Here is a 20,470-nt window from a genome sequence, read left to right as displayed (position 1 = left end):
GCGCGCTGCCCCGACCCACGATCTTGCCGACCCAATCCACCCTGCCGTTCGATTCCTCCGCCAGCGACGAACCGGCGGGCGCGCCGCTGCGCACGCTGCCGGTGCGCGCCGGGCACTGGGACGAACTGCAGACGGCGCAAGGCGAGCTGCGCGAGCCGTGGCGGCAGTTCTTCGGGCAGCTCGGCAAGCCGGGCGTGGCGGGTTTCGACGGCGCCGCGGCGTCGGTCGCGCGCCAGGTGCGAGAGAACGACATCACCTATAACGTCTATGCGGACGCGGGCGGCCCGCGCCCGTGGGCGCTCGACGTGCTGCCGTTCATCATCGACGAAGCCGAATGGGCGCAGATCGAGCGCGGCGCCGCGCAGCGCGCCCGCCTGCTCAACGAGATCGTCGCCGATATCTACGGGCCGCAAACGCTGCTCGCGCGCGGCCTGCTGCCGCCCGCGCTGGTGTTCGGCCACCCGGGCTATCTGCGTGCGGTGAAAGGCTTCGTGCCGGCCGACCGCCAGTACTTGCAGATCGTCGCGCTCGACCTCGCGCGCTCGCCCGAAGGTCAGTGGACCGTCGTCTCGCACCGCACGGAAGCGCCCTCGGGGCTCGGCTATCTGCTGGAAAACCGGCTCATCGTCTCGAGCCTCTTCGCCGAGCCGTTTCGCACCATGCGGGTGCATCGTCTCGCACCGTCCTATTCGCAGCTCATCGCCACGCTCGCGGCGGCCGCACGCGCGATCATGAGCGCCGACGAGCGCAGCGTGAGCGGCGCGTCCGCGCATATCGTGCTGCTCACGCCGGGGCCGTTCAGCGAGACTTACTTCGAGCACGTGTTCCTCGCGCGCTACCTCGGCCTCACGCTCGTCGAGGGCAAGGACCTCACGGTGCGCGACGACATGCTGTACCTGAAGACGCTGGACGGGCTGGAGCGTGTGCACGCCGTGCTGCGCCGCCTCGACGATACGTTTTGCGACCCGGTCGAGCTTCGCGCCGACTCGACCATCGGCGTACCGGGACTGCTGCAGGTCATGCGCGCGGGCAACGTGATGGTCTCGAACGTGCCCGGCGCGGGCTTCGTCGAATCGCCCGCGCTGCACGGCTTCATGCCCGGCATCGCCCGGGCGCAGCTTGGCGAGGAGCTTGCGCTGCCCGGCATCGCGACCTGGTGGTGCGGCGAAGACGCGGCCTGGCGCGACGCGCTCGCGCAGGTGCCCGAGGCGCTGCTCGTGCCGACGTGGCCCGGCGCGGCGAAGGGGTCGTCCGCGCCGCCCGGACTGGCCGCCGGCGTGCAAACGCTCGCCGACTGGCGCGAGCGCATCGAGCAGTTGCCCGACGCCTTCACGGTCCAGCAGCCGCTGCGCTACAGCTATACGCCGCGCTACGAGACCGGCGCGGGCATGCTCGGCGCGCGGCCCGCCGGGCTGCGCGTCTACGCGATTGCCGATCAGGAATGCGGCTGGCGCGTGCTGCCTGGCGGCTTCACGCGCCTCGCGGCCGAACATCAGGAATCCGTATCGATGCAGATGGGCGGCAGCAGCGTGGATACCTGGGTGCTGTCGAGCCAGCCCGGTTCGACCTTCACGCTCCTGCCGAGCCCCATCAAGCCCGGCGAGTTGCGCCGCGAGCGCCGCCGCGTGCCGAGCCGCTCGGCGGAGAACCTGTTCTGGGCGGGGCGTTACGGCGAGCGCGCCGAAAACGGCGTGCGCCTGTGCCGGCTGATTCTCGGCTCGCTCGAAGGCAGCGACGCCGAAGAGTTGTTCGGCACCTTCGTCGAACTGGCCGCCGCCAACGGACTCGTGCCCGCCACAGTCAGCGAAGCCCGGCGCAGCCTCGACGACTTCGAGCGCTCACTCGTGGCCAATCTGCACGAAAATGCCGGCGCAACGGGCATCGGCCGCACGCTCGCGAGCCAGGCGTATGCGTGCGGTGAGATTCGCGGCCGGCTGTCGAACGATCACTGGCGTACCGTGCTTGCCTCGCGCAACGACTTCCGCGATGCGCTTCAGGCGCTTTCACTCGTGCCTGCGGCCGCGCGTCAGGGTGCGGCGATCGAATTCCGACGTCCCACGCCGTACGACCGCATGGCGCTGATGGGCGCGCTCGATGCGCTCGCAACACAGTTGAGCGCCATCAGCGGCTGCCAGGGCGACCGCATGACCCGCGACGAAGCCTGGCGCCTGCTGTTCGCGGGGCGCCATATCGAGCGCGTGGCCGCGTTGGCCACCATGCTTCGCATCGCCGCGCACGAACGCACGCTCGCCACGCCCGCGGGCTTCGACGTGCTGCTGCAACTGTTCGACAGCACGCTCACGTATCGCTCGCTGTATCCGGGGCGACTCGAAGTGCCGGCCCTGCTCGACGTGATCGTGACCGACCCGACCAATCCGCGCGGCCTCTATGGCGTCTACGCGCGGCTGCGCGCGCGACTCGACGAAATCGCCCAGGCGGCGCGCGGCCCGAAGCGCGAGCCGTTCGCCTCGCAGCTCGCGCCCATCGAGGCACTGCCGACGCTGGAGGCGCTCTGCGAACCCGGCGAGGACGGCCGTTACCCCGCGCTCACCGCACTGTGCGACAGTCTCGCCGAGCGTATGGCCGCGATGTCGAACGAGATCAGCGCGCGCTGGTTCAGCCACGCCGTGCCGCTCGCCGCGCAGGTCTGGTCATGAGCGGCACCCGCCTCGCGGTCACGCACCGCACGACCTACCGCTATTCGACGCTCGTCGAGACCGCCCAGCATCTCGCGACCATCCGCCCGCTCGACCTTCCCTGGCAGCGCGTGCTCGCGCACCGCGAGCGTATCGAACCCGCACCGTCGTATCAGACGAGCCGCCGCGACGCCTTCGGCAACGAGGTGCTCTACTTCTCGTTCGACGCGCCGCACGACTATCTGCAGATGACGAGCGAAACGAGCGTGCTGCTCTCGCCGCGCTACGCGACGCTCGACGCAGACGGCACGCCGGCCTGGGAAGACGTCGCGCACATGCTGCGTTACACGGCGGGGGACGCCTTCCATGCGGAGTCCGAATTTTGTTTCGCCTCGCCGAATATCGCGTTGCTGCCGGAATTTCGCGCCTACGCGCTGGAGAGTTTTGGGCCCGACGCCCCGGTTCTGACCGGCGCGATCGACCTGATGCATCGCATCCACGCCGATTTCGCGTACCGCCCCTCGGCAACGTCGTTCGACACGCCCGCCGCGCGCGCCTTCGAACTGCGCCATGGCGTGTGTCAGGATTTCGCCCAGGTGATGATCGGCTGCTTGCGCTCGATCGGGCTAGCCGTGCGCTACGTGAGCGGCTATCTGCGCAATGACCCGCCTGAAGGCGCCCAACCGATGATCGGCGCGGACGCCTCGCATGCGTGGGTGTCGCTCTACGTGCCTTCGGTGCCGTCTGCGCCCTCTGCCGGCTGGATCGACCTCGATCCGACCAATGACGTGCTCGCCGACCAGGGCCACGTCACGCTCGCCATCGGCCGCGATTACACCGACGTGTCGCTCTTGCGCGGCGTCATTCTCGGCGGGGGCGCGCATCAGGTGGATGTCGCGGTCAATGTCAGCGCGGATTGACTGCCGCGCTTACGCTGGCAGCGAGGTCCAGATCGGCAAGCGCGTCGTCAGGGCAAAAAACATAACCATCCCTGTAACGCGTTTGAATATATTGGCGGCCGCAAGGCGACAGGCCAAGCAGCTTGCGCAGACGAAAGACGACAACGTCGACGCTGCGCGCGTGGAGCGACGAATTGCGATCGATCATGCTCACGATGCGCTCGCGCGAAAGCGGCCGCAGGCGGTTCGCAGCGAACACCGCGAGCACGGCGAGCACCAGCGGCGGGGCAGGAATCTTGAGGCCGTCCCTGAACAGTTGATTATCGATGGCGTCGAGTTCGAATCCGTCGAAGACGTACTTCGTCTCCCTGCGCGGCGACGCGGGGTAATCGATCTTGCAACGCAATGCATGGTGCAGACGTGCGAGCAGTTCGCGCGGGTCGAACGGATCGACCATGTAGTCGTGGGCGCCGAATTCGAAGGCGAGCACCTTGTCGGCCACGTCGGCGGACTGGCTCACGATGATGGCGGGCGTCAGCCATCCGCGTTCACGCAGCGTGCGCAGCGCTGCAATGCCGTCGATCTTGAGCGCATCGTGCCGCAGAATGATGAGCGAGGGCGTTTCTCGCGCGAGACGCTGCTCCAGCCGCTCGACACCATACAGCACCGACACCGCGATCTGCTGCCGCTGCAAATAAGTACGCAGGTCGTCCCGATACGCCTGATCGGGCTCGACAAGCAGCACGTGAATGTCCATCGACCTGTCCCTTCCTCTGAGATGCGCGTCTTCCATTCCGATCCCGCGCACGAACGCAGGGATGCGCTTCGATCTGCAGCGGATCATACGGAACAACGGTGCAGGAAAAAGAAGGGAAATCTGGAGAAAGTGTGGATTCGGACGGGCCACGTACACCTTACGGTACGCTTCGGGCGAAAATAGTGCCGAATAAATTCGCACTCGCCTTTATCGCTCCCTGCTGAACCCGTCATGAAAGTCAGCGTCACCTCCAAGCTCTTCCTCGCGATTCTTTCGGCCTGCGTGCTCGCCGCCGTGGCCATGGGCGTCGCGATCCGGACGAGTTTCGAATTCGGTTTCGTGGATTTTCTGCAGGAACAAAGTGCAAGCGAACTGGCGGCGCTCCAGCAGGAACTCGAAGCCTCATACGCCCAGCATGGCAATTGGGATTTCGCTCGCGAGACCGCGCAAGACCGGCCTCCATTCGACGGCGGGACGCCGCCAGGCGCGCCGCCGGACGACGGCCGCCCGCCCGATGCGCCGGGCGGCTTCCACGGCAGCGACGGCAACGGTGGCCCCTTCGGCCCCGGCGCTACCGGGCACTCGCGGCCGTTTCGCCCGCCTTACACGCTTTACGACGCGAACATGAAACTCGTCACGAGCGCGGGCCCGCCCCCGCCGCCCGACGCCGTGCGCCATCCGCTGCGCGTCGAGGGTCAAACGGTCGGCTGGATCGCGGTGGGGGGACCCACCTCGCTCATCAATCAGGCGGAGCAGCGCTTCAAGGACCGCCAGCTGCAGGCGACGTGGATCATCGTGGGCTTTACGGCGTTGCTCTCCGCCGCCATGTCGATCATCCTCGCGCGCACGCTGCTCACACCGATCAAGCGGATCGTCACGGCCACGCATCGCCTCGCGGGCGGCGACTACGCCACGCGCGTGCCGGCCAAAGGCAGCGATGAGTTGCAGATGCTCGCGAGCGATTTCAACCGGCTTGCGGCGTCGCTCGAAAAAGCCGAAAGCGACCGGCGCGACTTTATCGCCGACATTTCGCATGAGTTGCGTACGCCCCTCTCGGTGCTGCGCGGCGAACTCGAGGCGATCGAGGACGGCGTGCGCCGGCCCGACGTGGCGACCATCACTTCTCTGCAGTCCGAAGTAGCGATGCTCAGCCAGTTGATCGACGATCTCTATGAACTTTCGCTGGCCGACATCGGCCAGCTTTCGTTCGAAAAAGTGCCGCTCGACCTCGTACCCATCGTGGAGGCCGCATGCGACGTATTTCGCGAGCGCCTCGCCGCCAAGGACATCACGCTGGATTTCGATCCCGACGACGCTCACGCCACGCTCTCGGGCGATCCCTATCGCCTCACGCAGCTGTGGAAAAACCTGCTGGAAAATGCCCTGCGCTACACCAACGCCGGCGGCTGCGTGAGGCTCTCGGTCACGTCGAACGACAACGACATCCATGTCGACGTTCAAGATTCGTTTCCGCCAGTTCCTGCTCCGCTACTGCCGCATCTGTTCGACCGGTTTTTCCGCGTCGATCCATCGCGCAGCCGTCAAAGCGGCGGCGCGGGTCTCGGGCTCGCATTGTGCAAGCGCATCGTGGAGCAACACGGCGGCACGATCGAGGCATCGCGCTCGCCGCTCGGCGGGCTGCGGATCCTGGTCCAACTTCCTCGCCTGCACACGCATCATGATTGATCCGACCATGCGGCCGTCCATCCTCGTCGTCGAAGACGAGCCGAAGCTCGCGGCCCTGCTCGCCGACTATCTCGCGAAAGAGGATTTCGCCACGACGATCCTGGCGGACGGCCGCGAGGTCGTGCCGTACGTGCGCGAACACCAACCGTCGATGGTGCTGCTCGACCTGATGCTGCCCGGGCGCAGCGGTCTCGACGTGTGCCGCGAACTGCGCACGTTCTCCGCCATTCCCGTGATGATCATCACGGCGCGCGTGGACGAAATCGACCGTTTGCTCGGGCTCGAACTGGGTGCCGACGACTACGTGTGCAAGCCGTTCAGTCCGCGTGAAGTCGTCGCGCGCGTCAAGGCGATCCTGCGCCGGGCCGAACTGCTTGCGCGGGCGCACCAGGAAGCGGAAGGCACCGTGGCCTCGCCGTTTTCGATCGATGTCGCGCAACACGCCGCGCGCCTGGATGGTCGGGATCTGCACCTCACACCTATCGAATTTCGTTTGCTCGCGTTGCTGCATTCGGGCCCGGGCCGCATTTACGCGCGCGACTTTCTTCTGCGTGCGCTATACGACGATCACCGCGTCGTGGCCGACCGCACGATCGATTCGCACGTCAAGAACCTGCGGCGCAAAATCCAGTCGATCCGGCCCGAGCAGGACATGATCCGCTCGATTTACGGTGTGGGTTATCGCCTGGAGATCGCGCCTGCCGGCGAATGAATTCGACACCCTGTACCCGAAACCTGGGCGGCATTCAGCGACGGCGCGCGCATCATGGATTACGTGAGCGTGCTGGTCGCGCGGCGCGTGCGCGAAAATCTTCGGAGTTTGCGCAGCGACGCACACTAGGCTCGTGAAGCCCCGAACGCTCTGAGTGGCAGGAGAGGCAAGCGCGCGCAATGCATGCGCGCGCCTGGATTGCGTTTCCGATCAAGGTACGATCGGCTTGCCGCTCGCGTCCTTGACCTTCTCCTTCCACTGCGACTTGATTTCGCTGACGACCGACTCGGGCAGCGAGATGTAGTCGAGGCTATCGGCGGCGGACGAGCCGTTCTTGAAAGCCCAGTCGAAGAACTTGAGCGTTTCCTTGCCCTGCTCAGGCTTGTCCTGTGCCGTATGCAGCAGCACGAAGGTCGCGCCGACCACCGGCCACGCGTCCTTGCCCGGCTCGTTCGTGAGGATCTGGTAGAACGACTTCTTCCAGTCCGCGCCAGCGGCCGCTGCCTTGAACGTTTCGGTACTCGGCTGAACGACCGTGCCCGCTTCGTTCTTCATCGCGGCGTAGACCATGTGGTTCTGCTTGGCGTACGCCCATTCGACGTAGCCGATCGCGCCCGGCAGACGCTGCACGAAAGCGGCCACGCCGTCGTTGCCCTTGCCGCCCGTACCCGTCGGCCAGTTCACGGTCGTGCCTTCGCCGACCTTGCTCTTCCAGTCGGGGCTGACCTTCGAGAGGTAGTTCGTCCAGATGAAGCTGGTGCCCGAACCGTCGGCGCGGCGCACCACGGCGATGTCGAGATCAGGCAGCTTGACCTTCGGGTTCAGGGCAACGATGGCCGGGTCGTTCCACTTCTTGATCTTGCCGAGGTAGATGTCGGCGAGCACCGGGCCCGACAGGGTGATCTCGCCCGGCTTCACGCCCGGCACGTTGATCGCCGGCACGACGCCGCCGACCACGGTCGGGAACTGGAACAGGCCGTCCTTGGCCAGCTGGTCATCCTTTAGCGGAGCGTCCGAACCCGCGAAATCGACGGTCTTGGCCTGAATCTGCTTGATTCCGCCCGACGAGCCAATGCCCTGGTAATTCACCTTGCCGCCGCCCGACTTCTGATACGCGTCCGCCCATTTCGTGTAGATCGGCGCAGCGAAGGTGCTGCCGGCGCCCGTGATATCCGCAGCCTGGGCGATGCCCGAGCCCAGCGCGAGAATGACAATCGCAAAGAGACTGACTCTCATCCCGTACTCCTTCAAATCGTTCTTGATGCGCTGGACGTTACGTTCGCAATGTGACGATTGGGTGACACTGGAATCGATCGCAAAAGAGAGCTTATGGATGCCGGCGTCACCATTCAGAAGACGTGTTAGCAAGGACTCACTGAGCAGGTTCGAAGGTGGCTCGCGGCAGAGTGGAATGTCGCAATAAACCGGATATACTGTTTATACCGTTTTCAGACCGGAGATCGACATGACTGTAGCGACCACACGCAAACCCACCAGAAAGGCGTTCCACTTCCCGAAGTCCGCGGCAACCGAGGCAGCCGCGGATGCCCAAAGCGAAACGGCAAAGCCCGCTGCGGCAGCGCCAGCGGAAGCGGCGGTTAAGTCCAGGCGCAAGAAGGCCGTGCCCAAAGCGCCTGCGAAGCCCGCTAACGGCGCCGCACAGGCACCGGCGCCTGCACCTGCAGCCGCACCCGCGGAGAAGGTCAAGGCCAAGCGCGTGAAGAAAGATAAGGTCGTGCGCGACAGCTTCACGATGCCCAAGACGGACTACCAGCGCATCGCGCTCCTCAAACGCAAGTGCCTGGAGGCCGGCGTTGCGGTGAGAAAGAGCGAACTATTGCGCGCCGGCCTTCAATTGCTCGAAGCGGCGCCGCAGAAGCGACTGCTGGCTGCGATCGAAGCACTTGAAACCGTCAAGACGGGGCGTCCGGCCAAAGGCGACGAAAACGCGTGATGGGCGCGAAGCGTTGAAGATGTGGGGCTTGGGATAGCTGCCTGAGGAAGGCAGATGCATCGGGATTGAACGCCGTGGGCGTTCAATCCGTCACCACGAGGGCCGTGGTGTTACTTCCTGCGCCGCTGGTTGATCAGCCGCACGATATCGTTCGTCGGGCCGCTGGTGAGCAGGCGCGGGATGTCGTCGAGGTGGACCCATCGACACCTGGCTATCTCGCTGCTCGGCCGTGCCTTGGCCTGCCTGGGTATTTCACAGGAGAACACGTGATGGTGTTTCTGCTTGCCGCGAATGTCGAACAGGTACCTGGCCGACTTGCCCAGGAGCCGCGTCTCCTCCTTGAGTTCTCGAAGCGCGGCCTGCGTAAGATGCTCACCGCGCTTCAACATGCCACCCGGTAGTGCCCACTTCGACTGACTGCGTGCTACCAGGAGAATTCGCTTACCTCTACGGCAGATCACGGTGGCCCGTTTCTTCAACTCGAACTCCCACTTCGTTCCCGGGAGGCGCTTCTCGATGCATCCGCACAGCAACGCCTGACGTAGGTAAGCATCGTAATACAGAAAATCAGAAGGTCAACCTGCTGGCGACGCAAAGGCTGTCAACTTGTCAGAATTTGCACACTTCATCAAATCGTCACGAAGATCAGGTTGCCAACCGGCCGTATGGTATGGTTTGGGGCAACCTGTTTTCGTCAGACTCGAGGCTCGAATGGATATGGACGGTGACTGGCCTTTACCACGGCCGCGCACTCGCTTCAGAATCGATCGGCGACGCTCCGATGCGTCACTCACCAGCAAGACCTCCATCGCCAGCACCTTCTCATCATTGGCCATGCCAGTGGTCATCGAAGCGGTGCAAAGGACGAAAGCCCTGTCTTCAGGCGTCGACCCCGAAGCATTTCATCAGCTTCGGGTGGCCTTCAGAAAGCTTCGTGCATTGTATTGGGCGTACTCGCCCTGGCTCGGCGAGGAAGCCACCGCGCAGGCCAGCGAAGAATTCAAGCGTCTGGCCGCCGTAGCGGGCGGAACGCGCGACTGGGACATCGCCGGCGACCTCCTGGAAACCGCGCAGAAGTCAGACGCATCCATCGAACTGCTGGTGACCGCCGCGCGCGAGAAACGCGCGCAAGCGGTGGCGCATAGCCAGGCCATGATCAAGAGCGAAGCCGTCGAAGCATTTCTGAACGACGCGGTGCTTCGCGCGCAAACCACGCTGCAGTCGCGTTGCAGTGATCTTCCAATCCGCGCGTTTGCCAGGCAACGGGTCCGTATGGCGCAGCGCACGCTTCGAAAACGCAGCAGACGCGCCGCGCGAAGCGAGGCTGGCCACGAGGAAAGTCTGCATGACGTGCGCAAGGCCGGCAAAAAGCTGCGCTATCTGCTCGAGTTTTTTCAACCCGTCATCAAAGGCGACCACGATCGCACCATCAAGGAACTGACCTCCGTGCAAAAGACGCTGGGGGAATTCAACGACATTGCCGCGAGCGAAACCTTGATCCGCAACACCACATTCGACGAGGTGCCTGCCGACGTCGTCGAGAAGTCGTTGCAGTGGCTGGAAGAAAGGAAGTGCCAGCGAATAGATGTTGCCTCGCGGAGGGTGAGAGCCATTTCCGGCTGAACCGGCTGCGCCGCCGTCACTGGCAGGTCACGACGCTAACAGGCAGGTTCTCACTCGCCGTGCCGAGCCGCTCGCGCGATGCGGTGGTGATGGTACCGCCCGGCGGTATGCATGCCGATTGCCCCATTCCCCCGCCGCCTTCCGTTTGCGGCGCGCCGTTGTCGAACGACTGCCACGTGATGATGACCGATGCACCGCAGTTGTTGATCAGGTCGGTGTAGTCGAGACCCAGTTTGGCATTTTTCCCGCGATATTCGCGGTCGATGCAGTCTGTCGAAAGCTCGCTCGGCTCGAAGCCGGGTGAGGCGGCCGACACCGCACGATCGTCGGCGGCGTGGGCCGTGCCATGCACCAGAAGGATCAGGAACAGGACGGTAAGCTGGCTGTTAGCCAGATTGCGGGAAGCGCTCACTTCTTCACCTCGCTTTCGGGTGCCGATCACCGTCAGTTAGCTTCCCGCAGAGGCAGGCGTCAAGCGTCAGGCGCCTGCGTACGTGGGCAAACAAACAGTGTCGCCCACGAGCCGCAAGTTTTTTACTAAGGAATTCGAAATGACCGGGACGATGCCCGGGATCCTCACAAGGCTTGCACCTGCACTACGGGTCCGGGTGCACCGCCCACGCTCGGCGCGATCACGAGATATCGTCGGCGGTCGGACACGCCGGGCGTGCCAGGCGCGACGACTTGTCGAATCTGGCCCAGCGTGTTGACGATTGCGGAGCCGGCCGGGTTGGCCTTGAAGCTTGCGAGGACGTCGATTTTGCCACTGCCGTCGGCGTGGTCCGAAAGTCCGAGGAAATACGGCTGGCCCGCCTGCAATCCCGTCACCGCCGCCTGCAGCACCTGCAGCACTCCCTGGTCGAACAACGCTACCGAAGTCGGCGCAGCGCCATGGTCGGCTGCGGCGCCACCCACCGGGATCAGCATGACATGCGTGGCCTCCCCCGCCGCGCCGAGCGGCTCCGTGTTGGCCGTGCCGTCGCCATCCGGCACGGCGTCGGGTACATACGCCACGGCTTGCGGCGCCTGGCCGACCGCAACCGTAGCGATGACCGTGTTGGTCAGCGTGTCGATTGCCGTCATCGCATCGCCGTTTTCGAGGCCCACGTAGACACGCGTGCCGTCGCCGGACGGCCAGATGCCGTGCGGCAGGCTGCCGACCGCAATCGTCGCTACCTGCGAAAAGTCGTCGGTGCGGAACACCTTGATCTGGTTCAGGCCGCCCACCGTCACGTACGCAAACATCCCGTGGGCGTTCTGCACGATGTTCACGTGATTGGTGATCGGCCCCGTGTCCAGCGTTTTCAGCAGCGCAAACGGCGGCCGGGCGTCGAATACCTGCGTCTTGCCCGCATCCTTCAACGTGAACCAGACCTGCCGGCCATCCGGCGTCGCCGCGATGTTCGGGCAGAACGGGCTCGCCTGCGTGACGCGGGCCACGATCTTGTGATCGGCGACCGAAACGACGTCGGTTTCCGGGTTGAACGACGAACAGATATACCCGTACTTTCCATCGGGCGAGAAGATCTGCATGCCTGGCCCGGCCGGCACGACAATGCGCGTCTTCTCTTCGAAGGTCTTGGCGTCGAGCACATCGACATAGTTCTCGCCGCGCACGGTCACCCACACCTCGTTGTCGTCGGGCGTGAAAAATGCCTCGTGCGGGGAGCGGCCCACATAGGTCACGTGCTTGACCGCATTGGTTTGCGTATCGATGAAGGTCACCGAGTTCGAGCCGATGGAGACGATGGCCAATGTGCGGTGATCGGGCGAAAAGCCCATCCCGTGCACGAGCAACTGACCGTGATAGAGCGGGCTGAAATTGGCCGGGGTCGGCTCCCCGAGGCGGATGACACCGACCAGACGATTGGCCGCCGGATCGATGATCGACACGGTATTCGAAAACTGATCAGACGAATACACCCGGTCCCGATGGCTCACCGCAATATCGGCCACCGCTAGCGAGCCGGGGACCTGCCCCGCCTCGGCGAGTGTCGTGGCGGCGAGCGCAGCGGCAGTCAGGGCCGCACCAAGCATGGCGTTGTATTTCATGACATTGTCTCCTGCGTCTTGATGCGAGCGGGTCAGTGGGACATCGGCGCCGGCGGCATGTTCGGGTCATGCACCGCGAGACGCATGGCAACGATCTCCTGCTGTTGCTCGACCACGATCTCCTGGGCGATCCTGCGTAGCTGTTCGTTGTGTCCGTGCCGCAATTCCGCCATGGCCATGTCGATGGCACCCTGGTGATGGGGAATCATTGTTGCGACGAAATCTCGATCGGTATCGCCTGTCGGCCTGGCCGCCATCCCGGCCATCATCTTCGTCATGGCCGCATCGTTCTCTGAGAGAAACGAGGCTTCGCCATCGCTGCGAGACGATCCCGCGTCACTCGCCGACGCGGCGCATAGAGCGGCCAGGGAAAGCGTGGCCGCAACGCTTGCCGTTGCCCGCAAAACGAGTCGAATTGCAGCGTTCATGACGTCCCCTCCGTTTTGGTCGAATCTCATTCGACATGAAGGCAAACAACGGACTCGCCGATTTACTCCATGCCGGGCGAAATCGATTTGCAGAGCGACGAGCCGCGAAACGTTGGCAAACGCTTCGCATCTCCCCTGTCTCGCGCGGGTCGTGTGGAATAACTTCGTCGATGACGTGTTCGTCCCGTGACATTCGCGTATGCGGGCGTACCATCATTGCACAACGCACGAAGGTCGCACGCGCGGGCCCGACCCATTCATTTTTTGCCGGGCGCCGCATAGCAGGTTAGCCGCGTCGCAGCAGTAAGGAGCGTTACATGGCCACGAGCATTGGGCTTCACGATCAAGGACGGCAACTGTTGCCGTTTCGCGAGTCGGTATTGGCGATGCTCGGCGTCGCTTCGGTTTCGATGCTGATCGCGCTCGACCAGACCATCGTCGGCACCGCATTGCCGCGCATCGTCGCGGAGCTCAAAGGCTTCGAACTCTATGCATGGGTCGCGACGGCCTACATGCTGGCGTCGGTCATCACGATTCCGATCTTCGGGCGTCTGGGCGATCTGTTCGGCCGCAAGCCCTTCATGCTGGCAGCCATCCTTCTCTTTACCCTCGCCTCGGTGCTCTGCGGGATCGCGACCAACATGCTGTTTCTCGTGCTCGCGCGCGGCCTGCAAGGCATCGGCGGCGGCATCATGATGGGGACGGTATTCGCGACCGTCGCCGACCTGTTTCCCGATCCGCGGCTACGCCTGCGCTGGCTGGTATTCGTCTCCTCGGCGTTTGGCCTGGCGAACGTGGTGGGGCCTACGCTCGGGGGCATGCTGACCCAGCACGGCAGCTGGCGCCTCGTGTTCTTCGTCAACGTGCCGGTGGGCGTGGCGGCGCTCTTCTTCGTGAATGCTTTCCTGCCGCATCTGCACCATGCCCGCGAAGGCGCGCGGCTGCGTCTCGACTGGCTCGGCGCTTGCGTCGTCGCCGTCACGTTCGGCGCGCTGCAGCTCGGCATCGAGCTTCTGCCGAGGCAAGGCTGGACGACTTCGACGATCGTGCTGGCCGCGATCGTGGTGGTCTGTTCGCTGACGCTTTTCTTCTGGGAAAAGCGCATGGGCTATCCGATCATCCCCGTTGACATGCTGCTCGACCGCAAACTCGGCCCGCTCTTTGCAATGTCGGTGCTCGGCGGATTTGCATTGTTCTCGCTCGTTTTCTACGTGCCGCTGCTGTTCCAGGGCGGCTATGCGATGTCGCCGCGCGCTTCGGGCATGCTGATCACGCCGCTGCTGCTCGGCACAACTGTCGGCAGTTTCGTGAACAATCGCGTGGTCACGCGCATCCGGCGCGCCAATGCGATCCTTTACGTTGGCTTCGCGTTGGCGGCATTCGCGAGCCTCGCGGTGGTGGTGCTGCGAGGCAACGAACCGCATCTCGTGTGGATGGCGTGCATGGGCGCGAGCGGCCTGGGGCTAGGCCTCGTGGGCACGAGCCTCACGGTCTGCTCGCAGCAGATCGTCTCGCGCGACCATCTCGGCGCCGCCACGGCGATGCTGCAATCGCTGCGCACATTCGGCGGCATGCTGGGCACGGCGATGACGGGCGCGTTGCTCGGCCACGTCTACACCATGGGCGTGAATCGCTCACTCGACTCGTATCAGGCGACGCAATGGTTCAGGTCGTTTGCGAGTCCCGAATTGCTCGTCGACCGCGCCGACCAGGCCGCGCTGATCAGCCGCCTCGTGAGCGCCGGGCATGCCGGCGACGCGATGATGAACTCGGCGCGCAGCGCGCTCGTGGATTCGATCCACATGGGCCTCATCGTCGCTGCCGTGGCCGCGCTGGCCGGCCTGTGTCTTGCGTGGTTCGTGCCGCCCGTGCGGGTCGGTTATCTCGAAGCGCAGCCGTAAATGGACGCCGCGAAATACTTCTACGCACTTCATTTCCATTCCCGTTTAACATCTGCGTAATAAATTGGTAATTAGGGAGTAATCGAGGGTAAGCATAATTCGCCGCCGTCAGTAGAAATAACCACACAGCATCAATCACGACGACGGAGCCCTCAGCATGCCCGCATCACGCCACCGAATTGCACTGCCGGTCTACCTGGCAGTGCTTACCAGCGTTGCCGCGCTGACCGCCTGTGGAGGCGGCAATAGCGATCCCGCCACCACCGCTGCGATTCCCGCGCCGCCAGCCGACCCCGGCTTCGTGGACAACGCACCGATTCCCGACGTACCGGCTTTTGTCGACAACATCGCGACCAACCAGCGCGGCGACGCGCGTTACGCCACGCTCGCGACGAATGCGGGCGTGCGCGTGGTGGCGCGCTTTCTCGATCTCTGGCAGCCGCTCACGCAGTTGGTGGACGCGGGCGTCTCCGCGCCCGCCAACGGCACATTCCCCGCGGTCGTGCAGTCGACGTGGACGGGCGTCCCCACCGACGGCACGCCCAACGGCACGATCCTCAACAGCACCGTGCTGAACGCGAACATCCAGTATGTCGTGACCGCGACGACCCAGCGCAGCCAGGCGCAGGCCGACGCGGCCTATTACGACGATCGCCGCGGCAAGGGCTACAGCGTGACCGACGGCATGGGGCCGCTCACCGCCGCCTGGCGCTCGGCTGCGCAGCAGACGACGAGCATCACGTCGATTCCCGCGGACGCGACCACGACGCTCTACAACGACTCGGGCAACAACACGGGCGTGGGCAGCACGAGCAACGCAACCTTCGGCAAGGTGGTCGACCTGCTCAACACGATGGGCAACAATGCTTCCACCGAGCCCGCCAAGCGCTTCTACAAATACGCGCGGCCGTTCCGCTGGAGCACGAGCGTCGTGGTCGACCCCACGCTAGTGCCGGCCATCAGCACGACGCCGTCCACAGACGGCGGCTTCATCAGCGGCCACGAAGCCGAAGCCATGCGCGACGCGATGACCATGGCGTACCTCGTGCCCGAGCGTTACCAGGAAATGGCGAGCCGCGGCCTCGAGCTCGGCGAAAACCGCATTCTCGCGGGCATGCATTCGCCGCTCGACGTGATCGGCGGCCGCATGTTCGCGCTGGCCGCCACTGCCGCGAATCTCTACGATCCCGCGAACGCCACGCTCAAGAGCGCGGCCTATGCGCAGGCGCACAGCGCGCTCGAACAGGCCACCGGCACGAGCGCCACGACCTTCCCCGCCTTCGCGCATTCGTCCACGACCGCGACCGACCGCTTTGCCGACTATGCGACCAACAAGTCGGAGTTCGCGCGCCGCATGACGTTCGGTTTCAGCCAGATCGAATCCACCGAAGCGCCGCCCGTCGTGCCCAAGGGCGCCGAGGTACTGCTCGAAACGCGCTTCCCGTACCTGAGCGCCGACCAGCGCCGCGTCGTGCTGAAGACGACCGAAGTCGTCTCGGGCTATCCGGTCATGGACGACGCCGAGGGCTGGGGCCGTCTGAACATGTTTAGTGCTGCAGATGGTTATGGTGTGTTCAACGGCAATGTGATCGTGGCGATGGACGCGACCCAGGGCGGCTTCAACGCCGCCGACACCTGGCGCAACGACATCGCCGGCTCGGGCAAGCTCACGCTGCAGGGCAGCGGCACGCTCACGCTTGCGGGCAATAACAGCTACACGGGCGGCTCACAGGTGAGCGGCGGCATGCTCGCTGCAGCGTCGACCACGGCCTTCGGCAACGGCGACGTGTACGTCGGGTCCGGCGGCGGCGTGACCGTGGCGACGAGCGCACCGTTGACGGTGGCGGGCAAGTACACGCAGCTCGACGGCACGACGCTCGAACTCGATATCGACGGCAACGGCGGCGGACGCCTGCGTGTGGGCGGCCAGCTCACGGTGGCGGGCGGCACGCTGCATGTGAAGTTCGTGAACGGCTATACGCCGAAAGCGGGCGACACGATCGACGTGATCGACGGCAGCGGCGCATCGGTAAAATTCGCGACGGTCACGGTCGATGGCTTCAAGGCCACGCCGGTTTATTCTTCGACCGGCGTTTCGGTGAAGCTCTCGGCTTCGTGACGTAGCCACGCAGTATAAAGGCCCCGAATCGCAACGGTTCGGGGCCTTTTTTACGCATCAGAAGCGATGCCGGATGCCCGCGGCCACGAGCACCTGGTTGCGGCCGCCCGACGGGTCGCAGGTGTTGATCATCGCAAGCGCACCGGACGACGCGCGCTGATAGATCGCCTCGGTATAAACGTCCGTGCGTTTGGACAGTTGATAGCCGGCCTGCAGCGCGCCTTGATGCCAATGCGCGGAGGTCGCGCCCGTGTAGGCATACATGCCCGCGAGCGAGAACGCGGGCGTCACCTGCCATAGCGCATTCACTTCGTAATTGCTGAATGCGATCGAAGGCAAGGGCGCGCCGCCGTCGGCCTCGCTGACACGGGTATGAATGGAACGCGACCAGGCCGCGCCAAGCGTGACGTCGCCGAGCGCGTAGCTCATGCCCGCGCCGATGGTGTCTTCGCGCTGCACCGCGACCTCGGTCGGCACGAGGCCCGCACCCGGCAGCACCGATGTATCGTACGCGCCCACCGAAGAGGCGCCGCGTCCGTTGATGTGCATCCACGCCACGCCTGCGCTGAATGCGCCGCCTTCGTAATGGACGCCGAAGCCGTAAGCGCGATTTTGCGCGAAGCGCCCCGCCTCGTTCGAAAACGCGTACATCGCGCCGGCGCTGAAACCACCGTACGTTGCGCTCGCGTACTTCACGGCGTTCGAGGCGAGCCACGAATTGTTGGCGTTGTCGTTGTCGAACGGATGCGCGAATGCCGTGCCGCCCGCGCCGCCCGTTAGCGTGAACGGGGCGAAGTAGTCGTGCATCGTGTCGTACTGGCGGCCTAGCGTGATCGTGCCGAGTCGTTCGGATTGCAGACCAACGTAGAACGGATGGTCGTTGAAGGCTTCGCCAGAGGTGGCCGAGAAGCCGCGCTCGAGGCGAAAGATCGCGGCGTTGCCGCCGCCGAGGTCCTCAGTGCCCTGCAAGCCCCAGAAGCTGCCGTCGACAAGACCCGAGCCTGCACGATATTGGGTGCGGCCGCCAACGTCGCTGACATAGTCGACGCTCGCGTCCATCTCACCGTACAACGTGACCTGCTGCGCCGAGGCGCCAGCGCCGGTGAATGCCAATGCCGTCCCACCCAGGACGGCAAGAATGTTCTTGTTCATGAGTCGTCTTGTTTGTGTAGGTGGGATTGCGTGGACGAGCGCCGTCCGCCCCCGCTCGATGCGGCGAGGACGTAGCGAGGTCTGACTTCTGGCTCGATTGACAGCCGGTCACAGTGGCGCGACCGCGCCGGATTCTCACCGGCTTCCCTGCTGCGTTTCGCTTGTGCAGCGCCTACGCGCGAAAAACAGCCGCAAGGATAGCGTAAGTTGCGGGAGCAGCCAAACCGGGTGTTTTTGCCACACGACGCTCGTCAAAGGTTGACGCACCGAATGCGCGGCCCTTACCCTTGCGCCCTGATGGTTCCCGGCGACGGGATCAAAAGGGAACGCAGTGCAAGACTGCGGCTGCCCCCGCAACTGTAAGCGGCGAGTCCATGCCAGAGAAGGCCACTGGGAAACCGGGAAGGCCGGCAATGGATGTCGACCCGCGAGCCAGGAGACCTGCCATCAGCCGAGTCCAGCAGCCGCAGCGGGCGGGGATCCCCAATGCGCAAGCACCGCCCGCGTGGCGATCGCCCGTTGCACGGACAGCCCGCATTTCAGGAGCTGTTTCCAGCCACCGCATCATGAAGTTTCGCCAATTTGTATTGACTTCCGCCGCGCTCGCCTGGGCGTGGCAAACCGCGCATGCCGCCAACGCCGCCAATGCATCGTCCGCCCAGGCGCCGCAGCAAGCCGGCGGCGACACCACGCTGCCCAATATCCTCGTCGTGGGCGACGCGCAGCATCTGCCACAATCGTTCGATCAGCGCTACGCAACCACCCAGGTGCTTACGCGCCAGGACCTCGAACGCGTGTCCCCCGTCGACCCCAGCATCGCGCAGGCGCTCGCCACGCTGCCGGGTGTCACCGTCTCGCAGACCGGCGGGCCGGGGTCGTACACGGGGGTGAGCATCCGCGGGTCGTCGGCCGACCAGGTGGCCGTGTTCATCGACGGCATACGCATAGGCTCCGTCACCACGGGCACGGCAGAATGGGCCGATCTGGCGACTGCCTCGTTCGACCGCGTCGAGGTGATCTCGGGCCCCGCGGCCGCCTCGTTCGGCGCGGATGCCATGGGCGGCGTCGTGCAGCTCTTCACGCGCCATGCGTCGAACCAGCCGAACCAGACCACCGTCTCGTTCGGCGGCGGCTCGAACAAGACCTTCGACACGCAGGTGCGCACCTCGGGCACAATCCCATCGACAGGACCGCTTTCCGCACTGAGCGGCCTCACCTACTCGCTGGGCCTGCACGACTACAACACGGCGGGCATCGACGCGACGCAGCCCGGGGCCTACGGCCACGAAGACGGCCGCAACCCGTACCACGCGCAGAACCTCGACGCGCGCCTTGGCTACGCGCACGACAACTGGTCGATCTCGACCTTCGCGCTCTACCACCGCTCCGATCTCTCCTACGACAACGCGGGAGGCAACGACCGGCAGCGCGACACGCAGCTCACGACCGGTCTCGCGTTCCACCTCGACATCACGCCGACCACGCAGTTCGACCAGTCGGTGGGCTACGCGACGGACCGTCAGTTCCTCTATTCGAACGACCCGACGATCCCCTCCGACGAGATCGACTCGACGCGCTTTTCCACCTCCACGTCGATCACGCATCAGGAAAGAGGCCATACGCTCTTCGGCATGCCGCTCGACGGCGAGACCAAGCTCGCCTACGACTACACCCGCGAGCTGGCGTTCCTGCCCGTGGACGTGCCGGGCGGCCTGCCCGCGCGCAACGATTCGGCCGTATCGATGCATCAGTCGTCCACGCTCGGACCCGTCACGCTGTTTCTGGCGGGGCGGCACGAAATCGTGCAGGGGCAATCGGTGAATACGGGCAACGTCGCGCTCTCGTGGGCCATCACGCCGGTCTACACGGCGCGCGTTTCGTACGGCAATGCGTTCCGCCTGCCGACGTTCAACGACCTCTACTATCCGGGCTACTCGAATCCCAACCTGCTGCCCGAGCGCAGCGACTCGGTCGAAGCCGCGCTCGATGCCACCACGTCGATCGGCACGTTCACGGCGGCCGTGTACGACACGCGCGTGCACGATCTCATCACGTACAACTCGCAGACCTTCCTGCCCGTGAACGTGGGCCGCGCGCACATTCAGGGTCTCGACCTCTCGTACAAGGGCACGCTCGGCCAGTACACGCCGGTGAGCCTTACGGTGGGGATTCTGAATCCGCAGGACGTGACCGACCAGACCTGGCTCAATCGCCGCCCGCGCCAGACGGTGAGCCTGAGCGTGGATCACACGTGGGACGAGTTCCAGCTCCACGCGCTCAGCACCGGCGTTTCGCTGCTGTATAACGGCTCGACGTTCGACGACCAGCTCAACACGATCTACCTTCCCTCGTGGACGACGGTGAGCCTGCGCGCGTCGTACAAGGTCAATGCGCATCTCGCGCTATCGGCCACGCTGGCGAACGTGTTCAACCGGCAGTACGTGACCGCCTACGGGTACAACACGCTGGGGCGCACGGCGTTTGGCAAGGTGACCTATACGTTCTGAACGTTGCGTGCGAGCGGGTGCGTTCAAGCGTTTCGCGCGCCCGC

At 64.8% G+C, this 20,470-nt stretch carries 16 protein-coding genes, 1 pseudogene and 2 riboswitches; of the genes and pseudogenes, 10 read left to right on the top strand and 7 right to left on the bottom strand.

The features are described from left to right. Window positions 1-23 precede the first annotated feature (23 nt). Both BFD71_RS10320 and BFD71_RS10315 read left to right on the top strand, forming a co-directional pair. On the top strand, window positions 24-2,657 hold the full coding sequence (locus tag BFD71_RS10320) for a circularly permuted type 2 ATP-grasp protein (protein ID WP_069263157.1): 2,634 nt from the start codon (window positions 24-26) through the stop codon (window positions 2,655-2,657). Further along, window positions 2,654-3,556, top strand: coding sequence for a transglutaminase family protein (locus tag BFD71_RS10315; protein ID WP_069263156.1), 903 nt, complete (start codon window positions 2,654-2,656; stop codon window positions 3,554-3,556). Before BFD71_RS10320 ends, BFD71_RS10315 begins: the two co-directional genes overlap by 4 nt. On the opposite strand, the gene BFD71_RS10310 is transcribed toward BFD71_RS10315, so the two are convergent. Beyond that, window positions 3,543-4,292, bottom strand: a complete 750-nt coding sequence (locus BFD71_RS10310; protein ID WP_069263155.1) for a response regulator — start codon at window positions 4,290-4,292, stop codon at window positions 3,543-3,545. The genes BFD71_RS10315 and BFD71_RS10310 overlap by 14 nt on opposite strands. A 231-nt stretch (window positions 4,293-4,523) precedes the next feature. On the opposite strand from BFD71_RS10310, the gene BFD71_RS10305 reads away from it, so the two are divergent. The 3 genes and pseudogenes from BFD71_RS10305 (at window position 4,524) to BFD71_RS42800 (ending at window position 6,819) form a co-directional block, all read left to right on the top strand. Continuing rightward, complete coding sequence (locus tag BFD71_RS10305; RefSeq protein ID WP_069263154.1) at window positions 4,524-5,978, top strand: ATP-binding protein; 1,455 nt, start codon at window positions 4,524-4,526, stop codon at window positions 5,976-5,978. Next, on the top strand, window positions 5,971-6,690 hold the full coding sequence (locus BFD71_RS10300) for a response regulator (RefSeq protein ID WP_069263153.1): 720 nt from the start codon (window positions 5,971-5,973) through the stop codon (window positions 6,688-6,690). The genes BFD71_RS10305 and BFD71_RS10300 overlap by 8 nt, the downstream gene beginning before the upstream one ends. After that, window positions 6,659-6,819 (top strand): annotated as a pseudogene (locus BFD71_RS42800) (DUF3562 domain-containing protein). Before BFD71_RS10300 ends, BFD71_RS42800 begins: the two are co-directional and overlap by 32 nt. A gap of 81 nt (window positions 6,820-6,900) precedes the next feature. Here the strand turns inward: BFD71_RS42800 and pstS are convergent. After that, window positions 6,901-7,926: a phosphate ABC transporter substrate-binding protein PstS gene (gene pstS / locus BFD71_RS10295; protein ID WP_069263152.1), complete on the bottom strand. Its 1,026-nt coding sequence runs from the start codon at window positions 7,924-7,926 to the stop codon at window positions 6,901-6,903. Window positions 7,927-8,155: 229 nt separating this feature from the next. On the opposite strand from pstS, the gene BFD71_RS10290 reads away from it, so the two are divergent. Further along, window positions 8,156-8,644: a hypothetical protein gene (locus BFD71_RS10290; RefSeq protein WP_069263151.1), complete on the top strand. Its 489-nt coding sequence runs from the start codon at window positions 8,156-8,158 to the stop codon at window positions 8,642-8,644. A 110-nt stretch (window positions 8,645-8,754) separates the two neighbouring features. Here BFD71_RS10290 and BFD71_RS10285 read toward each other — a convergent pair whose 3' ends face one another. Continuing rightward, window positions 8,755-9,123, bottom strand: coding sequence for an NUDIX hydrolase (locus BFD71_RS10285; RefSeq protein ID WP_069263547.1), 369 nt, complete (start codon window positions 9,121-9,123; stop codon window positions 8,755-8,757). A 232-nt stretch (window positions 9,124-9,355) separates the two neighbouring features. Between BFD71_RS10285 and BFD71_RS10280 the strand changes: the two genes are divergently transcribed. Continuing rightward, window positions 9,356-10,267, top strand: coding sequence for a CHAD domain-containing protein (locus BFD71_RS10280; RefSeq protein WP_069263150.1), 912 nt, complete (start codon window positions 9,356-9,358; stop codon window positions 10,265-10,267). A gap of 16 nt (window positions 10,268-10,283) precedes the next feature. Here the strand turns inward: BFD71_RS10280 and BFD71_RS10275 are convergent, their stop codons facing one another. From BFD71_RS10275 to BFD71_RS10265, 3 genes are all read right to left on the bottom strand, one after another. After that, window positions 10,284-10,679 carry a hypothetical protein gene (locus tag BFD71_RS10275; RefSeq protein ID WP_069263149.1) on the bottom strand — a complete coding sequence of 132 codons (396 nt, stop codon included), beginning with the start codon at window positions 10,677-10,679 and terminating at the stop codon, window positions 10,284-10,286. A 164-nt stretch (window positions 10,680-10,843) separates the two neighbouring features. After that, complete coding sequence (locus BFD71_RS10270) at window positions 10,844-12,319, bottom strand: YncE family protein (protein ID WP_069263148.1); 1,476 nt, start codon at window positions 12,317-12,319, stop codon at window positions 10,844-10,846. A gap of 32 nt (window positions 12,320-12,351) precedes the next feature. After that, a complete protein-coding gene (locus BFD71_RS10265; RefSeq protein WP_069263147.1) occupies window positions 12,352-12,747 on the bottom strand; it encodes a DUF305 domain-containing protein in 396 nt (131 codons plus the stop codon). Window positions 12,748-13,064: 317 nt separating this feature from the next. Between BFD71_RS10265 and BFD71_RS10260 the strand changes: the two genes are divergently transcribed. After that, the gene (locus BFD71_RS10260) at window positions 13,065-14,648 is read left to right on the top strand and encodes an MFS transporter (protein WP_069263146.1); all 1,584 of its coding nucleotides are present in this window, start codon (window positions 13,065-13,067) and stop codon (window positions 14,646-14,648) included. Between the two features lie 157 nt (window positions 14,649-14,805). Then, window positions 14,806-16,767, top strand: coding sequence for an acid phosphatase (locus tag BFD71_RS10255; RefSeq protein ID WP_069263145.1), 1,962 nt, complete (start codon window positions 14,806-14,808; stop codon window positions 16,765-16,767). Window positions 16,768-16,824: 57 nt separating this feature from the next. Here BFD71_RS10255 and BFD71_RS10250 read toward each other — a convergent pair whose 3' ends face one another. Further along, window positions 16,825-17,919, bottom strand: coding sequence for a porin (locus BFD71_RS10250; RefSeq protein ID WP_069263144.1), 1,095 nt, complete (start codon window positions 17,917-17,919; stop codon window positions 16,825-16,827). A 57-nt stretch (window positions 17,920-17,976) separates the two neighbouring features. Then, window positions 17,977-18,110: riboswitch (cobalamin riboswitch) on the bottom strand. Window positions 18,111-18,200: 90 nt separating this feature from the next. Further along, window positions 18,201-18,382, top strand: a riboswitch (cobalamin riboswitch). Between the two features lie 103 nt (window positions 18,383-18,485). Here BFD71_RS10250 and BFD71_RS10245 point away from each other — a divergent pair. Continuing rightward, the gene (locus BFD71_RS10245; RefSeq protein ID WP_069263143.1) at window positions 18,486-20,426 is read left to right on the top strand and encodes a TonB-dependent receptor domain-containing protein; all 1,941 of its coding nucleotides are present in this window, start codon (window positions 18,486-18,488) and stop codon (window positions 20,424-20,426) included. The last annotated feature ends 44 nt before the right edge of the window (window positions 20,427-20,470 follow it).

Origin of the sequence: Paraburkholderia nodosa (assembly GCF_001718195.1) — a bacterium.
Classification (GTDB): domain Bacteria; phylum Pseudomonadota; class Gammaproteobacteria; order Burkholderiales; family Burkholderiaceae; genus Paraburkholderia; species Paraburkholderia nodosa_A.
This window is presented reverse-complemented; position numbering and strand designations above follow the sequence as displayed.

Excerpts from the sequence above, each read along its gene's own strand:
- BFD71_RS10315 (WP_069263156.1), top strand. The coding sequence starts at position 2,654 with ATGAGCGGCACCCGCCTCGCGGTCACGCACCGCACGACCTACCGCTAT.
- BFD71_RS10310 (WP_069263155.1), bottom strand. The coding sequence starts at position 4,292 with ATGGACATTCACGTGCTGCTTGTCGAGCCCGATCAGGCGTATCGGGAC.
- BFD71_RS10305 (WP_069263154.1), top strand. The coding sequence starts at position 4,524 with ATGAAAGTCAGCGTCACCTCCAAGCTCTTCCTCGCGATTCTTTCGGCC.
- BFD71_RS10300 (WP_069263153.1), top strand. The coding sequence starts at position 5,971 with ATGATTGATCCGACCATGCGGCCGTCCATCCTCGTCGTCGAAGACGAG.
- pstS (WP_069263152.1), bottom strand. The coding sequence starts at position 7,926 with ATGAGAGTCAGTCTCTTTGCGATTGTCATTCTCGCGCTGGGCTCGGGC.
- BFD71_RS10290 (WP_069263151.1), top strand. The coding sequence starts at position 8,156 with ATGACTGTAGCGACCACACGCAAACCCACCAGAAAGGCGTTCCACTTC.
- BFD71_RS10280 (WP_069263150.1), top strand. The coding sequence starts at position 9,356 with ATGGATATGGACGGTGACTGGCCTTTACCACGGCCGCGCACTCGCTTC.
- BFD71_RS10270 (WP_069263148.1), bottom strand. The coding sequence starts at position 12,319 with ATGAAATACAACGCCATGCTTGGTGCGGCCCTGACTGCCGCTGCGCTC.
- BFD71_RS10265 (WP_069263147.1), bottom strand. The coding sequence starts at position 12,747 with ATGAACGCTGCAATTCGACTCGTTTTGCGGGCAACGGCAAGCGTTGCG.
- BFD71_RS10260 (WP_069263146.1), top strand. The coding sequence starts at position 13,065 with ATGGCCACGAGCATTGGGCTTCACGATCAAGGACGGCAACTGTTGCCG.
- BFD71_RS10255 (WP_069263145.1), top strand. The coding sequence starts at position 14,806 with ATGCCCGCATCACGCCACCGAATTGCACTGCCGGTCTACCTGGCAGTG.
- BFD71_RS10250 (WP_069263144.1), bottom strand. The coding sequence starts at position 17,919 with ATGAACAAGAACATTCTTGCCGTCCTGGGTGGGACGGCATTGGCATTC.
- BFD71_RS10245 (WP_069263143.1), top strand. The coding sequence starts at position 18,486 with ATGAAGTTTCGCCAATTTGTATTGACTTCCGCCGCGCTCGCCTGGGCG.